This is a genomic window from Hallella bergensis DSM 17361, assembly GCF_000160535.1.
GTDB classification, from domain to species: Bacteria; Bacteroidota; Bacteroidia; order Bacteroidales; family Bacteroidaceae; genus Prevotella; species Prevotella bergensis.
Map to the genome: position 1 here is coordinate 1,091,910 of NZ_GG704781.1, position 16,776 is coordinate 1,108,685.

The following is a 16,776-nucleotide window of genomic DNA, read 5'->3' on the forward strand; positions in this document are numbered from 1 at the left end:
TGCAAAATTACAGCTTATTTTTCTAATGGCCAAACAATTAGCCAAAAAAAACTTACAAGGAGCTTTCATCATGTCACTTGGTCTATGAAAAATGCAATTTTTCTTGACAAAGCCGCCCGCATGCTTGGCTTATTTTAAAACAAAGTTGTTCTCTCCCGGAATTTGAGAAATATACGAAAATTTGCAATCCTTTGTTTATCAGCCTATTGCAAACAACCATTGTCGTGAGGCAAATTCAACCGTCTGCGCTTGCATATCTAACGGCAGTGCAACTAAGTCTCAACCGCCACATGATTGGGGCGCTTTCGCCTGTCCACTAAGGCCAAACCGCAGGACGATTGGATTGCAACGGCATCGTCGATTGAATTTTTAAGTCATTTGGACCGAAAACGATGACCGAAACATGGCGCATTTTTCTCTAAAAGACACGAAAACCACAGTCGCGAAAATAGTCATTCTCTTTTACATGTTTTCTACGCCCCGCTTCGTCTTAGGCGAGCGGAGCAAAAGCTTAGTACCCCAACCGCATGCAACAAGGTTTTGGCAACTGCTGTATAGTTACAAGGTAAACATAAAATGGTTAAAAAACGATCAAATGGCTTTCGTATGCTCTCTTAACCATTCTTTCTCATCCTCGTCGAGATGGGAAGCGAGTGCTGCATATACCTTTTGGTGATACGCATTGAGCCAATCAATTTCCTCCTGCAGCATTTCGTCGCGGATGATGGGCGCAGTGTCTATGGGACAGAGCGTAAGCGATTCGAATTGCAGGAACTTTCCGAACTCGGTTTCCTGATATGGAGTGATGAGTAGTGTATTTTCTATGCGCACGCCGAAGCGGTCGGGAAGATAAAGACCCGGCTCGTCGGTCACCGTCATACCGGCTACCAATGGCGCTGGCACATATTCCATCCGAATCTGATGGGGTCCTTCGTGCACGTTAAGATAGGAGCCCACACCATGTCCTGTGCCATGCATATAGTTCATGCCCTCGCGCCACATGGCCTGGCGAGCCAGCGCGTCGAGTTGCGTGCCGCTCGCTCCCTGTGGAAACTTGCAGAGTTCCAGTTGTATATGCCCCTTCAGCACCAAAGTGTACACACGCCTCTCCTCCTCAGTCAGCTCGCCAAGGGCAATGGTTCGCGTAATGTCAGTCGTACCGTCCTGATATTGCGCGCCGCTATCCAGGAGCAGGAAGCCCCGTGGCTGCAGTGGCACGTCAGTATCGGGCGTGGCCTCATAGTGCACGATGGCTCCATGCGGGCCGTAACCAGCTATGGTGTCGAAGCTGATGTCGCGAAACAAAGGTTGCTCGGCGCGCAGTGCAGTGAGTTTTCGGTCTATAGACATCTCGGTCTGTCCACCGGCTTCGACGGCAGGTCTAAGCCAATGCAGAAATTTTACTATGGCAATGCCATCTTTAATCATAGCGTTGCGAAAGCCGTCTATCTCCGTTTGGTTTTTCACCGCTTTCATGGCCGGAATGGGCGACGTTTGCCTCACTATCTCCTTGGCGCCAGACAGCTTAGCCAGGGTATAGCTTGTTTCCTTGGGGTCCAAGAGAATGTTGTATTCGAAATAGTCTTTCAGTCCTTTTCCAACCTCGGCATATTCTGCCGTTGTCACTCCTTGTTCCTCAAGGTACGCCGTCACATCAACTGAGAGTTTCTCCTGATTGCAATATAGCGTGGCATGCTGACTGTCAATGAGAAGATAGGCCACAAACACAGGATTGCACCGCACGTCAGTGCCACGCAAATTGAGCGTCCAGGCCACGTCGTCCAATGCCGACACCAACATGCCATCAGCATGTACCTGGCGCAAAGCCTGTCTGATGCGTGTCAATTTACTTTGAGCTGTCTCGCCCGCATATATCATGGGATGTATCGTTACCTTGTTGTCAGGAATGGCCGGGCGATCTGTCCATATTGTGTCGAGAATATCAAAGTTGGTACGCACAGTGATGCCTCCCTCGCGCCGTAGGGCAGCTATGAGCATCTCCGTGTCGCCCACGGCAGTCACCATACCGTCCACGCCCACTGCCGTACCGTCAACTTCCGCAACTCCTCCCCTATCCATTGCGTGATGGTGGGTGTGCCTGGCATCTTAAGCTTCATCAGCTGAAACTCCGTACCAGCCAGCTGCTCGGCTGCCGACAGGAAATAGCGACTATCCGTCCACAGCGCCGCTGAATTCAGCGTTACAACAGCAGTGCCTGCCGAACCGGAAAAGCCGCTGATCCATTGGCGTCCTTTCCATCGTTCGGGCACATATTCACTGTTATGGGGATCGGTACTCGGGAAGATAAAGGCATCGAGCTTCTCGCGCCGCATCACCTCTCTTAATTCGGATAATCGTTCTTGAATTTTCACAGCACTATCAATTTGTAAAACAGACATGACAAAGATAGCTTTTTTAAGAATAAACAACAAATTAAAAAGCAAATAAATGCCTGTTTGCCTTTATTTTTTGCTAACTTTGCATTCGGTCAGCTGGGATAGCATACACGTGATTCCCTGAAAAGACACACCAAACCCTTTGACATTTTAACATATTAAATCATTATAGTTATGAACTTTTTAACAAACGAAAAACTTGTTATCGTCGGTGCCGGCGGTATGATCGGCTCTAACATGGTGCAGAGCGCATTGATGCTCAAGCTCACTCCTAACATCTGCTTGTATGATATCTACGAGCCGGGCGTACACGGCGTGTACGACGAAATGCAGCAGTGTGCATTCCCCGGTGCAAACATCACTTACACCGTAGACCCCAAAGAGGCTTTCACCGGTGCCAAATACATCATCTCTTCAGGCGGTGCTCCCCGTAAGGAAGGCATGACCCGTGAGGATCTGCTCAAGGGCAACTGCAAGATTGCCGCTGAGTTTGGTGAAAACATCAAGAAGTATTGCCCCGATGTGAAGTTTGTGGTTGTTATCTTCAACCCGGCCGACGTTACCGCTCTGACCGCTCTGATTCACTCCGGTCTGAAACCCAACCAGCTCACCTCGCTGGCTGCCCTCGACTCTACCCGTTTGCAGCAGGCTCTCGCTTTGGAGTTCGGCGTACAGCAGGACAAGGTGACCGGTGCACACACCTATGGTGGTCACGGCGAACAGATGGCTGTTTTCGCATCGCAGGTTAAGGTAGACGGCAAGCCGCTGTCAGAAATGGGACTCTCCGACGAGCGCTGGGCAGAAATTAAGCACCACACCGTTCAGGGTGGCTCAAACATCATCAAGCTACGTGGCCGCAGCTCTTTCCAGAGCCCTGCCTACAATGCTGTGAAGATGATCGAAGCTGCTATGGGTGGTGAGAAGTTCACCCTGCCCGCAGGTTGCTATGTAAACGATGAAAAACTGGGCTTCAAGAACGTGATGATGGCCATGCCGACAACGATCGACACCACTGGCGTTCACTACACCGAGCCAAAGGGCACAGACGAAGAAATGGCTTCGCTGAAGGCTTCCTACGAGCATCTCTGCAAGATGCGTGACGAGATTGTCAGCCTTGACATTGTACCTGCCGTAGCAGATTGGAAGAAAGACAATGCCAACCTTTAAAGATTAAGGGGCGGCGGCAATTGACCACGCCGTCCTTGATCAAATAAACAATCCTTATAAAACGAGGGGGTGTCTATGATGACACCCCCTCGTTTTGCTTTTCTTGCCTGACGATAAAGATTCAGAATCCTGCACCGATAGTGGAAAGTCAACAGTTATTCCACAACCAGCATGTTACCTTTTCTGCTTACGCTGATACGCGTAATCTTGTTAAGCTGTGCTATGATTTCATCTATATCGAGCTTCCGCTCCGCAATGAAATGAATCCTGTAATCTTTCATTTCAGCATTTTGAAAACTGACGGACATGTTGTAATGTTGTCCCAATGTAGTCAGAATTTCTTCCAAAACAAGATTGTCGAAATAGAAGTATCCGTCACGCCAATAGGTATATACATCGGTGTCGACCTGAGCTATTGTAGCAGCGCCCTTGTTCGACATTTCGATCTGTTCCCCCGGCTTGATTCTCACATCCGTTTTCTTCGCACTCACTTCCACACTTCCTTCCACCAAAGTAACAACCGTCTTGTCGTTGTGTGCACTCACGTTGAACTGTGTGCCCAGCACCGTTGTGGTAACATCGGGGGTTTTTATTTTAAACGGGTGGTTTGTGTCACGAGCCACTTCAAAGTAAGCCTCTCCCTCAAGCCCCACAATGCGTTCCTTTCCGGTGAATTTAGTTGGGAAGATGAGTTTGCTGTCAGGATGTAGGTAAACTTTTGACCCATCTGCGAGAATAAACGAATAGGTTTCTCCCTTGGGTATGGTGACTGTAATAACATCGGTGGCCATATCAGCCATCTCTGTCACATCGAGCACCCGCTGAGGGTTTGACACATATTTCTCGTAATACTTACTTTTCACTCCCGACATCGTGATGGGTTTCTTGACATCATCGCCCTTGTAGGTTAATTCTGTGCGGTCCGCTTTTGGGGGTGTGGATTTTCTTTGGTATGTCAAAAGCAAGACGCATGCTATCATCGCGGCCACAGCAATCCATTTGAGACTTTGGGTATAATCCTTGCTTGTTTGAGGGTTAAATCTTTTGAGGAATTTACGATACTGTTCTTCCTCATTGATGTGACATTCCTGTTCGTTAATCACTTTCTTAGTAGCAAAGACATCCTGGCAGGCAGCAAGCAAATCGGGGTCTGATGTGATTTCATCCAAATCCCTATCGTTGATGTTTGCAATGCTGTCGGCTATTTGTAATGCCCTTTCTGTACACTCCTCCTTGGAGACTTTTTTACGTTTTTCTGTCATACCAATCTGTATAATACTACAATTGTGTCAGAATGAAAGTTCCGGTTTTAAACTTTTTTAGTACACTTTCCTTGATAATCGCCATCGCCTTAACCATGTGTTTCTTGACCAAACTCAGGCTTATTCCCATGTCGTCTGCCACCTCTCTGTATTTCTTTCCATCGATGAGGCACGCCTTTACAATATCCCTGACGAGCGGTTGCATCTCCTCGATTACCTCGCGTATGATTCTTTCTTTCTCTATCATTTCTGCCAGTTCTTCATTGTTGGCATAAGGCTCGGTCACCTTAATATAGTATTCGATATATTGCCGACGAATCAGGCTACGTCTTAAATTGTTAATGCATTTGTTTCTCACGCAGGCATAAAGATAAGCCCTTGCCGTTTCCATATGGATATTCTCCCTGTTGCGCCACATATTCTCGTATGCCTCGCTCACAATATCGTGACATTCTTCCTCATCATTTATCATTTGCCTCGCAAAACAAAACAACTGTGTATAGTATGCCTTGAAAATATGTTCGAACTCTGACGGTTTGTCCATGATTCATCGTGTATGATTCGCTCACAAAGATAGGGAAAAAAAGGCAACGCAACGCCATAAAACCTACGTTTTGGGATAATATGCATGAAAAACAAAGTTTTTCTTATCTTTCCGTAACTTTTTCTTAACAAATGTGTATTAATAGTAATATATGACATATGTTGTAATTTCTAATCATAATTTAACTGTGGTATTTTATGAAAATATATCGCTTGGTTTTTGTTGTGTTATTGGGTGTTTTGACGCAAATGGCTTACGCCGCGTCAAGTGAGCCGCTAACAATTACTTTTAAGAATGAGGAGCTGTCTTCTGTTTTCAAACGACTTGAAAAGCAGACCTCTTACATGTTCCTCTTTGCCTACGACGACGTGTCGGGCTACAAAGTGGAAGGAAAGCTCCGCGATGCTTCCTTCAAACAGGTCATGGATTACATCCTGAAGAACACGCCACTGACCTACACGGTGGAAGGCAAGATGGTCAATATTTTCCTGAAAAAAACTTCGCAAAACAAGCAGGCGCAGAAGTCTATCAGCGGACGGGTTATTGCCAGAGATGACGGCGAGCCGGTTGTGGGGGCTACCGTGATGATCGTGGGGACAAAACTGGGTACCATTACCGATGTTAATGGGCATTTTCAGCTGGAACAGTCGCCGGAAGGAGTACGGCTAAGGATAACCTATCTGGGCATGAAACCGGAAATTGTAAGTGCATCTGCCGGCGGAGACATATACCTGACGCCAACAAGCAAAGCGCTCGACAATGTGGTCGTTACCGGTATATTCCGCAAAAATAGGGAAAGTTTTACAGGTGCCGTTTCGGTAATCGACCAAAAACAGTTGAAAGATTTCAAAGGCAGGGATATCATCTCGACCCTCAAGAATATCGACCCGACGTTCAATGTGTTGGAGAACAATAATTTCGGAGGCGACCCCAACCACCTGGCGACAGTACAAATAAGGGGTACGTCAAGTTTGCCCACAGTGGAAGATCTGAAAAATGAATCGCGCGTGGACTTGAACACGCCGCTGATCATCTTGGACGGTGTGGAAATCTCGCTGTCGCGGATGCGCGACCTGAACGATGAGGATGTCAATTCTGTGACCATTCTCAAAGATGGCTCGGCCACAGCCATTTATGGTTCAAGGGGTGCAAACGGGGTGGTCGTGATAGAATCAAGAAGACCCGAAGTGGGCAAGCTGCGTTTATCTTATCGCGGCGGTCTCAACATTGAGGCACCCGACCTAACAGGATATGACGTGCTCAATGCACGTGAAAAGCTGCAGTTGGAAAAAGATGCCGGTCTCTATAACAACATCTTTTCCAATGCTGAGATGGCACTGCGAGAACGATATAATAAGGTGTTGGAAAATGTGGAACGTGGCGTTGACACCTATTGGCTATCCAAACCGTTGCATACCGGTGTGGGAAGTCGTCACAATGTCAGGCTCGAAGGGGGAAGCGAGGACGGATTCCGATATGCAGTGTCTTTGCAAAGCAACGATGTCAGAGGTGTGATGAAAGGTTCCAAGCGACAAAACTTCACAGGAGGCATTGACCTGATGTATGAGCATAAGAACCTGATGTTTACCAACAATCTGAACATCAGCAATACCGTTTCAAACGAATCGCCGTATGGCTCGTTCAGCGATTATGTAAACTTAAACCCCTATTGGACAGGTCGCGATGAAAATGGCCAGTTGGTACAAGAGTTGGAGCCGAGGAATGAACAATTCTTCAATCCGGCTCCTGAAAATCCCTTATACAATGCAGCATTGGATGTGGTGAACAAGCAAAAGAGCTTTGTGGTTTTCAACAACTTCAATATGGAATGGCGCCCGCTCCGTGATTTTATCGCCAGAGCAAGGTTTGGCGTGTCCAAGCAAATTAATCGCCACGACCTCTTCAAGCCCGCCCAGCACACGGATTTCAAAGACTATACAGACGATCAGATTTTTAGAAAGGGAAAGTATCAGTATGGCACGGGAAACAACTGGGGCTATGATCTCAGTGTGACGTTAAATTATTCGCATCAGTTTAATGAAAAGCACTCGATATTCGCCGGTTTAAACTACAACATAGCGGAACAGTCTTCAGAAGCCTACAGCTTTGTGATGGAGGGTTTTCCCCAGCCTAATCACAAGATGCTTTCCATGGCATTGCAGTATGAAGAGAAAGGCAAACCCGGAGGAACAGAGATGCTCAACAGGAGGATTGGTCTGACGGGGAACCTGAATTATATTTACGACGACAAGTATTTTGCCGACGTGGCCTACCGTCTGGATGGCGCCTCGCAGTTTGGCAAGAACAAGCGGTTTGCTCCGTTCTATTCATTAGGAGCAGGTTGGAATATACATAAGGAAAAATTCATGCACAGTCTTGAATGGCTGGACAGACTAAAGATTCGCGGCTCATACGCTGTTACGGGTGCCGTGAACTTCAACCCCTATCAAGCACTGGCAACCTACGATTATTACATGAACGACAGGTACCGGTACTGGTTTGGCACACACCTCATGGGGCTTGCCAATGAAGAACTGGAATGGCAACGCACCTACAAATGGAATATTGGAGTTGAATTGGGGCTGCTGGAAAACCGATTGATGTTCACCACCGACTTCTATCACAACACCACAGACAACCTTCTGTCTGAAATGAACATTCCTTTAGCAAACGGATTCCCAAGCTATACAGCCAATGTGGGCAAGGTGAGGAATAAAGGTGTGGAGCTATCTGTTATGGCTTACTTGCTCCGTTCGAAAGATGTGAACTGGAGTGTTTCGCTCAGCATGATACACGAGCAGAACAAGATTGTAAAGATATCTGATGCGTTAAAAGAAGCAAACAAGGAATTGGAGAAGAAGGGTGGCTCAAATCCCAACTTCCTTTATCGTGAGGGCGAAGCGCTACGGACGATTTATGTAGTGCCCTCTTATGGTATTGACCCCAGTACGGGAAGGGAACTCTACAGAAACCGGATGGGGCATACCACCTACAAGTGGGATGCTGCCGACAGAATGGCATGCGGAGTGGAAGACCCGAAGATGCGCGGCAACATCAACACCATGTTCAATTACAAGGACGTGACACTGACAATGTCATTTGGCTATCGTTTGGGTGGCGACATCTACAACTCTACGCTCGTGGACCGCATAGAGAATGCAGATCCACGTTACAACGTTGACCGAAGGGTATATGAAGAGCGTTGGAGAAAACCAGGAAACCACACATTCTTCAAAGACATACGCGACAGGCAGACAACACAGATGTCTTCCAGATTTGTGCAGCGTGAGAATGTTTTGGAATGTCAGAACCTGCAAATAAGATATACCTTGCCGAAGTCATGGATAACAAGACTCGGTACAGAGAGTGTGTCAGTAGCATTCAGTACAGACAATCTTTTCCGCCTATCTTCGATTAAGCAAGAGCGCGGACTCTATTATCCGTTCTCTCACAGGTATTCATTTTCTCTTTCCGTAGTATTTTAATGTCGTATAACAACTATGAATAAATTAATATATTGTATCGTTGCACTTTGTGTGTTCTCATTGACCTCCTGCGACAAGTGGCTTGACGTGAAACCCTCAAACAACGAGGAGGAAAGAGAACTGTTTAGCACTGAGACCGGCTTTGAAAGTTCGCTGACCGGCGCATATATCGGGATGAAATCCAGCCAACTCTACGGAGAAAACCTAACCATGGGCATGCTGGAGTACATGGCACAACATTGGGTGGCAAATAGTGCTGACGTGGAAGGCCATTATAGCGACTATGATTATGAAAATGTACAGGTGGAATCTTCTATCAAGGGAGTATATGCTGGGTTATATAATGTAATAGCCAACGTCAATAATCTGCTCAGATATGTGGATAACGGTGTGCTGCGTGGAGCCAAGCATGACCTGATAAAGGGCGAGGCACTGGGGTTGCGCGCTTTTCTACAATTCGACCTCTTACGGCTGTTCGGCCCAATACCGGGCACTCAAGACAACACAAAGATGCTGGCTTATGCTACAGAGGTGACCAGAAAGCCGATGCCAATCCAGACTTGGGATGAGTACACAGCCCTTTTGGAAAAAGATCTGAATGAGGCAGAGGCGTTGCTCAAGAATATTGATATGCAAAAAAACAAGGACCCTTTCTTCTCATATCGGCACAACAGAATGAACTACTGGGCTGTACAAGCTCTTAAGGCGCGTTTTTATCTATGGATACAAAACAAGGCGAAAGCTAAGGAATATGCAGAGAAGGTTATCAAGGGAGGATGGCGCAGCCTTTGTCAGAAAGACGATATTGCGCAGCAAAACGACTACGTAGCCAGCAAAGAACATCTGTTCTCGCTCCATGTCTATGACTTGAAGGAAATGACAGAGCGGCTCATCTATCGGCCGGGAGGAGTTTACATGCCGGAAAGTTATATCAGGAAAAAACTGTTCGAATCGGATATCACAGATGTTCGACTGAACACGCTCTGGAAACAAGTGACAGAAACATCGCGGACGCGCTTTGTGCTTATGAAATACAAGCAAAGCGATAATACTCCGAATTATGCCGCTGAACAAATTCCACTTATTCGTTTGTATGAAATGTATCTTATCATGATAGAATGCAGTGAGAGTGCCGCAGAATACATGCCCTTGGTAGATGAGCTGATGAAAGCGAGGAATGTGTCCTTGCAAATCAACGCAGACACCCCGAAGAGCAAGGAGAAATTCCTGAACCTGGAATACAACAAGGAGTTCTACGGTGAAGGGCAGCTCTTTTTCCAATATAAACGGCGTGGCGAGAAAAACATCTTGTGGTCTAATGTCGAAGGAACAAAGAGTGTGTATGAACTCCCCATACCAAAAACCGAAGTTAAATACAAAGAATAAAAGAGAACGGACATGAAAAAGTTACTGACATCAGTCTTGGCAAGTTGGCTGTTCACGATGCTGTGCGGTTGTACGGCAGACTTGAAATCATATAGTGGTGAAAACTGGGTGCGGTTTACCGACAACACAGAAGATGTGTATTCTTTTGCTTACTATTCAAAAGCAAAAACCACAGACACTGTCAAAGTTGTCGTAATGACAGTTGGAGACGTGGTGGACCATCCCAGAAAAGTGCGGATAGAGCAGGTGCGTCAGGCATGGAAATATAAGTATGCTGATGATGATGCGAACAAAATTATCGATTCCACCTACACCGATATGGAATATCCTGCCGAACCGGGCACACACTTCGAAATTTTGAATGCAACCAACAACGAAGCGGTTGTTCCGGAAAAAGAAAACAGGGTGGTGCTCAAGGTACTTGTAAAACGCGATGACAAGGATTTGCAGAAACATGCACGCCAATTGCATCTCAAGCTACTGCCCACAGCAGACTTCGGAGTTGCATCGCCAACATTCGAATTGAAAAAGATACTTATTTCTGATAAGTTGGAAAAACCAAGCAGATGGTCTACCAAGAACTATTTTTGCAATCTGTATCTTGGCGAATGGTCTGAGGTGAAGCATCGGTTCATGATCAATGTCACGGGCAGGAAATGGGATGATGAGTTTATCAATTACTACATTAGGGAGTCGAATGACAAGCCGCTACGAGACTTCTACTTACAGAAAATCAAGAAAGCACTCGAAGAATACAACGCAAATCCCAAGAACAATCCTCCGCTCAAAGATGAGAACGGCAACATAGTAGTATTCCCATAATGATAATAAACATGAAAAAGATATTTTATTTTTTTGTATTGCTCCTGGGGCTTGCGTCCTGTTATGAAGACAAGGGCAATTATGACTATTTGGACGTGCAGAAGATAGATGTTACAGGGATAGACAGTATCTATGTCTGCAACCTCTCCGAAACGCTTGAAATCAAGCCACAGTTGTCCCAAAACACGTCGAAAGACGAATATGACTATATGTGGATGTGTTATGACAAGAAAGACCTGAAAAAGAAAATAGACACCCTTTCCACAGCTAAGCATCTTTCCTATAAAATGAATTTGCCGCTGTCTTCCTATCAGCTGATATTTGCTTATCAAAACAAAAACACCAAAGTGACTAAGTATGTCTATTCCAGTCTGACAGTTCAATCGGGTTACTCTCGTGGATGGTACATGCTCAAGGAGTTTGATGGAGGCACTGAACTTGACCTGTTTGCCGGGAACAAACAACACGAAAATATCTTCTCGACATCTTTTGGAAAACCAATAACAGGACTTCCACAGCATCTCGGTTTTGCCAAATACACTTGGGTTGACGAATCTACCGGCAAACTGGAAAACGGAAACAAGAGTTTTATAGTACTGACCGACAAGGAGATGAAGGTCGTGAGGGTTGCCGACATGAAACAGCTCGCTTCTTTCAAAGATCTCTTTTTTGAAGATGTTCCACCATGCAAGCCTACTTTGTGGTTTTCCGGATCCGAGGAGAATGGCTTCGTCAATGACGGATTGCTCTATGCTTATACCGAGCGCAATGGCGAATTAGGGCTGTCCAAATTTGCATACCCAAAAGAGGGTAACTATAAACTCAGCTCGGTATTCACCAAGAATGCTACAATGTCGCCCCTGATGTTCGATCTGAACTCAGGCAAGTTCTGCACGTCATACACCACGCCGAATAAAATAGTATTTCTGGAGGACGACGGACAGTCAAAATTCAAGAACGACTTTGTCGACTACAGCCCCGTATACTTTGGTTTCTTGGATCAAGGAATGTGGGAAGGGGGCAAGATGTATGCCGTCTTGAAAAACAAGACAGACCATACGTTTGTCATCGTCTATGTGGACTCCAATAACCTTGTATATTATGATGAATCCTTCCTGAAGAATCGAATTACAAAAATACAAACCATTGCCAAAGACCAACTGTTCAACAAGGCTACATGCTTTGCACAGAACAGAAAGTTTGAAATGATGTACTTTGCGGTGAATGACAAACTCTATTGTTATGATCTTGCTAATACGGTAGAATATGAGGTGAAGCGTGAGAACGGACAACCGGCAGTTCCGGCAGGTGAACATATTGTCATGATGAAACAAGTCGTCTTCAACTACAAGGACTATATGGATCCTAACGTGAAAGAATACGTCGATCGGCTCTGTGTGGTAACCTCCAATGGCACGTCATACAAACTTTATCTTTTCGAAACGCTTGCAAACAAGGTAAAGGATAACCCTGAAATCCATGAAGGGAAAGGAAAACCACAGCAGATTTTCTATATGAGTCCGTATTTATCGGATGTAGATGTATGTTACTAAAGAAACACGATTAATGATGAAACACTTATTGATAACTTTATTGCTCTTAGCTTCAGTCATCTATCCTGCTGCGGCAGAAAGCTATGTTCAGGTAAGGGGAACGGTATCGGGTGCGGAACATCCGGAGAGAATTTCCCTTGTAAGCGTCAAAAACGGGCAACCTGTAGAATATGCCTCCACTGCGGTTTCACAAGAAAAGAGTTTCGGGTTTATACTCGAACCTGCAACCGACAAGGATTTCTATTACCTTAGTGATGGCAATCGATACTTCCGGGTAGCACTGTCGGGAGCGACACCCATAACTGTAAACTGGACCGAAGAGGGATTTTCCTTTGTTCATGCCGGCAACACCATAAATGATTTTCTGCAGCGGTGGAACAATCTGAACACCTTACTGGTAAAAAGGAAAGGCGAGCCCTATGGAGCCTTCTTCACACGATTCGATTCGGTAAGGACACAGGCCGGTCACTTATTGCAACAAATCACGGATCAGAGCTTTGCAGCAGAGGCAAACGATCTGATACAAACCGATTTGCTGTACCGTTTTATCATGTATCTACAGAAAAACCAGCAAACTTATGATTCGGAAGAACAAACGTCTGCCTATTACAAAGATATCATGCAGACATTTCCCGAATCAACTGTCCGACTTCTCCATCAACCCTATGGTCTTAGTTTGATGAAAGCATATTTCAGTTACAAACAGACTTACATTTTCAGAGGACGCAATTATGAGATGGACGAGCAGTTGAAAGAATTGCGCGTTCCCGAATTAGCAGAAGCATACATTCTTGGGAATGTTCCTACAGAGGGATATGACAAATATCTCGCTTATGAACTCAAATATCTTCCCTTGCTGTCTGAGAAGGGAAGACAGATGATGCGCAACGACCTGCCCCGCCCCATCTTCAAAATGGATGCAGGCGAGAAAGCTCCCAATCTCATGTATTCCGACGCCAATGGTAACCTGCACGCCCTTTCCGAATTTCGCGGCAATTATGTCTATGTGGATTTATGGGCCACATGGTGTGCACCATGCAAGGCAGAGATTCCTCATCTGCAAAAGACAGAACAGAAATACAAGGGGCATAACATCTCGTTTGTCAGCATTTCCATCGACAAGAACAAAGCAAAATGGTTACAATATCTCAAGGAGAATAAGCTGACAGGGTTGCAGCTTTGGGCGGGAAACTGGGATATGCTTCCCAAGGAGATGAACGTTGGCTCCATACCCCGTTTCCTGCTGATAGACCCTCAAGGCAATTGGGTGAGTTCCAACGCCGACAGACCCTCCAACCCTGAGCTGGATAAATTACTGGAAAGTTTACTGGAAAAAAGATGAGACAAATTTTTCTGCTGATTGTCAGTTTGTATATCGTGCTGGGAGCCCATGCAGCTACCGATTCGACAAAAATAGATTTCGCAGCCTTCAAATACTGGAACAAGCTACTGGGCTTTGACCTTTCCTCCGATGGGCAATGGGCCTACTGGCGTATGCAGTACGACAGCAACACCGACTCGCTCTTTGTGCAACATACGGAGAATAACCGTCACTACAAGTTTGCATCTGCCTCCATGCCGGAATTTTCCAAAGACGGCCAATGGATTGCATTTTCCGAGCCTACGCCGGACGGTGCCGACAAGGGGCAGGCCTCCTACCAAATAACCCTTTTAAATCTCCGTTCCGGCATAAAGAAAACATTCTCAGGTGTGGAGCGATTCTCATTTGTAGAGAACACAAAGTTTTTTCTACTCCTTTCGAGCAAGGGTCGCACCTCTGATGTCACACTCTATCATCTGGAGACCCTGACAAGCAAACTCCTCAACGGTGTGAACGATTATTGTTTCAGCCCCGACGGCAGATATTTGGCTTATCTTATGAGCACACCGGAGAGTGAAGTGTCCTCACAGATGGAAGTGCTCGATCTAAGAACAAACCACTTCCTTTTCTCCAAAATACCTCAAGGCAAGTATGCCAAAATGAGATGGACAGCTCATGGAATCATATTGGTGAAGTCTGAGCCGGAAAAGGATGTCGTTGTGCTTCAGCCGTTTAAGGGCAGCGTCAAGTGCTTGAGCGAGGTCATAGGCACTGCTCTTCCTCAAGGCATGGAAGTAAGCCTTCGATATACTCCCGTATGGGATGAGCAGGGCAAGGCTTTGTTTTTCGGCCTGTCGAACAAACGCAAGCAGGGAGGTGATGCCGAAAACAGCGTCGAAATATGGCACTGGAAAGACGAGCAGGTGTTTTCGCGCCAGCAAGACCGGTATTATGAAGATATATCAAAGAGTAAACTGTGCATATGGAGACTGGAGCAGAATTCATGGCGCATTTTGGAGGACTCTACCGTTACGAGTGTCATAGGTGCTTCTGCCGATAGCGACTGGCTCCTGTGTATCAACGACAAGCCATACCGTCCACAGTTTCGGGAACCTATAAGGGATATTATTCTGAAAGACACCCGATCGGGGCAAAGCCAGACTCTCCTAAAAGCAACGGCACTCTTTCCACGCTTCTCTGACGAGGGAAAGTATGTGTTCTATTTTGATAGTGGGAAATGGGTGCTGAAAAACTTCCGTTCCGGAAAGCAGTTTGAGGTCTCTCCCGGTGAGAAATATTCCCTTATCGACAACACCTATGACGGTGGCGTAGAAATACAACCCTCATGGGGTTTTATCGGTTTTACCAATCACGACAAGACGTTCCTTTTCTATGACGAATACGACATTTGGAGCGTATCTCTGCCGGAGTTGAAATACAAGCGACTCACCAATGGAAGGGAAAGGGGTATACGCTTCCGAAAAGCAGGACGGGGAAAGTTCGAGCTTTCTTCAAAACAGATTCTCTACGGAAAGAACGACACGGGCGAAACCGGCTTTTATCGTTTTGCCACCAATGACAACCCCAAACTGTTGGTGGGCGGACAGTATAGCTATTCACGACTGATATGGAACAAGGCACAGACTCGTTGTCTCTTTTCCAGAGAAGAAAACAATGTCTCGCCGGCACTTTATTATATGGACGGACAAGGAAAAGAAAGCCGACTGTTAGCCTCCACTCATAAGAGCGACAGCATTCCACGCCTCTCCAAAAGCAGACTCGTGAAATACAAAGGCAGCAACGGCGAGTTGCTGCAAGGAGCACTGTTTTTCCCGGCAGACTATCAGGAAGGCAAATCCTACCCGATGGTGGTGCATCTTTATGAGCGACTGTCTAAGGAGCTGAATCATTTCGTTTACCCCTCACCACGCGAGGCTTATAACGCCATGAACTATGTATTGCAGGGCTATTTCGTGTTTCAGCCTGACATCAGCTATGTGCGCAACCATCCCGGAGAATCGGCAGTGACCTGTATTCGCCATGCGCTTCGTGCCGTCTATCGTTCATACGCTGACATAGACAGCCTTCGTGTGGGAGTGCTGGGACACAGCTGGGGTGCCTACCAGAGTGTATTCTTTGCCGCGCGCACCTCCTTGTTTGCTGCATCCATCGCCGGGGCACCGCTCGTCAATATGCAAAGTATGTATAACAGCATCTACTGGGAGAATGGAAAAACCAATCAGGAGCTTTTCGAGACCGGACAAGCGCGATTGCGTCACCCTTGGTGGGTTATTCCCGATGCCTACAGAGACAACTCTCCACTCTATTTCGCAAACGACATCAAGATTCCCCTGCTTCTTTCTTTTGGAAAGGAAGACAAGGCCGTGAACTGGGCACAAGGATTGGAATTATATCTAACGATGCGACGTCTGGGAAAGCCCTGCATCATGTTGGCATACCCCGATGAGGGACATACCATAAGCATTCCCAAAAATGAAGAAGACCAGGCATTACGCTATATGCAGTTCTTCAACGCTTATCTTAAGCATCAAACGCCTCCGAAATGGATTACACAAGGTAAGTCATACATGGAAATGAAAGCTCCTGCGGAGAGCAAAAACACTGTCACAGAAACGACCGTGAAATAATATCCACGAGATTAAGGATTGTCAACATCCATGCATACCTATAAATAACATCACACAAAAGCGACGTTTACTGCGCGCATTAAAATTGGGTAGGAGATAAATGTTATTCATAAAAGGGATTTATCTCCTACTATTTGCATGATCAAACTCTCTTCGCACAAAAATAAGTAGTTGTCCCCCCTACTTTCGAGT

At 46.1% G+C, this 16,776-nt stretch carries 9 protein-coding genes and 1 pseudogene; 7 read left to right on the top strand and 3 right to left on the bottom strand.

What is annotated here, in order from left to right; genetic code table 11:
- Positions 1-591 precede the first annotated feature (591 nt).
- Positions 592-2,399 (bottom strand): annotated as a pseudogene (locus HMPREF0645_RS08385) (aminopeptidase P family protein).
- Positions 2,400-2,570: 171 nt separating this feature from the next.
- Here HMPREF0645_RS08385 and HMPREF0645_RS08395 point away from each other — a divergent pair.
- A complete protein-coding gene (locus HMPREF0645_RS08395; protein WP_007174533.1) occupies positions 2,571-3,563 on the top strand; it encodes a malate dehydrogenase in 993 nt (330 codons plus the stop codon).
- Between the two features lie 155 nt (positions 3,564-3,718).
- Here HMPREF0645_RS08395 and HMPREF0645_RS12985 read toward each other — a convergent pair whose 3' ends face one another.
- Positions 3,719-4,825 carry a FecR family protein gene (locus tag HMPREF0645_RS12985; RefSeq protein WP_007174534.1) on the bottom strand — a complete coding sequence of 369 codons (1,107 nt, stop codon included), beginning with the start codon at positions 4,823-4,825 and terminating at the stop codon, positions 3,719-3,721.
- 16 nt (positions 4,826-4,841) lie between these two features.
- Complete coding sequence (locus HMPREF0645_RS08405) at positions 4,842-5,369, bottom strand: sigma-70 family RNA polymerase sigma factor (RefSeq protein WP_007174535.1); 528 nt, start codon at positions 5,367-5,369, stop codon at positions 4,842-4,844.
- A 197-nt stretch (positions 5,370-5,566) separates the two neighbouring features.
- Between HMPREF0645_RS08405 and HMPREF0645_RS08410 the strand changes: the two genes are divergently transcribed.
- From HMPREF0645_RS08410 to HMPREF0645_RS08435, 6 genes are read left to right on the top strand one after another with little or no spacing between them, the layout of a single operon-like run.
- Positions 5,567-8,854: a SusC/RagA family TonB-linked outer membrane protein gene (locus HMPREF0645_RS08410; protein WP_007174537.1), complete on the top strand. Its 3,288-nt coding sequence runs from the start codon at positions 5,567-5,569 to the stop codon at positions 8,852-8,854.
- A gap of 15 nt (positions 8,855-8,869) precedes the next feature.
- Positions 8,870-10,240 carry a RagB/SusD family nutrient uptake outer membrane protein gene (locus HMPREF0645_RS08415; protein WP_007174538.1) on the top strand — a complete coding sequence of 457 codons (1,371 nt, stop codon included), beginning with the start codon at positions 8,870-8,872 and terminating at the stop codon, positions 10,238-10,240.
- A 12-nt stretch (positions 10,241-10,252) separates the two neighbouring features.
- Complete coding sequence (locus HMPREF0645_RS08420) at positions 10,253-11,062, top strand: DUF4843 domain-containing protein (protein ID WP_007174539.1); 810 nt, start codon at positions 10,253-10,255, stop codon at positions 11,060-11,062.
- An 11-nt stretch (positions 11,063-11,073) separates the two neighbouring features.
- Positions 11,074-12,615: a PKD-like family lipoprotein gene (locus HMPREF0645_RS08425; protein ID WP_169305458.1), complete on the top strand. Its 1,542-nt coding sequence runs from the start codon at positions 11,074-11,076 to the stop codon at positions 12,613-12,615.
- 13 nt (positions 12,616-12,628) lie between these two features.
- Positions 12,629-13,957 (top strand): TlpA family protein disulfide reductase, encoded by a 1,329-nt coding sequence (locus HMPREF0645_RS13975; protein WP_211205377.1) that lies wholly within the window; start codon positions 12,629-12,631, stop codon positions 13,955-13,957.
- A complete protein-coding gene (locus HMPREF0645_RS08435) occupies positions 13,954-16,584 on the top strand; it encodes a S9 family peptidase (RefSeq protein ID WP_007174542.1) in 2,631 nt (876 codons plus the stop codon). Before HMPREF0645_RS13975 ends, HMPREF0645_RS08435 begins: the two co-directional genes overlap by 4 nt.
- Positions 16,585-16,776: the final 192 nt, after the last annotated feature.

Coding starts and splice junctions, on each gene's coding strand:
- HMPREF0645_RS08395 (WP_007174533.1), top strand. CDS start 2,571: ATGAACTTTTTAACAAACGAAAAACTTGTTATCGTCGGTGCCGGCGGT.
- HMPREF0645_RS12985 (WP_007174534.1), bottom strand. CDS start 4,825: ATGACAGAAAAACGTAAAAAAGTCTCCAAGGAGGAGTGTACAGAAAGG.
- HMPREF0645_RS08405 (WP_007174535.1), bottom strand. CDS start 5,369: ATGGACAAACCGTCAGAGTTCGAACATATTTTCAAGGCATACTATACA.
- HMPREF0645_RS08410 (WP_007174537.1), top strand. CDS start 5,567: ATGAAAATATATCGCTTGGTTTTTGTTGTGTTATTGGGTGTTTTGACG.
- HMPREF0645_RS08415 (WP_007174538.1), top strand. CDS start 8,870: ATGAATAAATTAATATATTGTATCGTTGCACTTTGTGTGTTCTCATTG.
- HMPREF0645_RS08420 (WP_007174539.1), top strand. CDS start 10,253: ATGAAAAAGTTACTGACATCAGTCTTGGCAAGTTGGCTGTTCACGATG.
- HMPREF0645_RS08425 (WP_169305458.1), top strand. CDS start 11,074: ATGAAAAAGATATTTTATTTTTTTGTATTGCTCCTGGGGCTTGCGTCC.
- HMPREF0645_RS13975 (WP_211205377.1), top strand. CDS start 12,629: ATGATGAAACACTTATTGATAACTTTATTGCTCTTAGCTTCAGTCATC.
- HMPREF0645_RS08435 (WP_007174542.1), top strand. CDS start 13,954: ATGAGACAAATTTTTCTGCTGATTGTCAGTTTGTATATCGTGCTGGGA.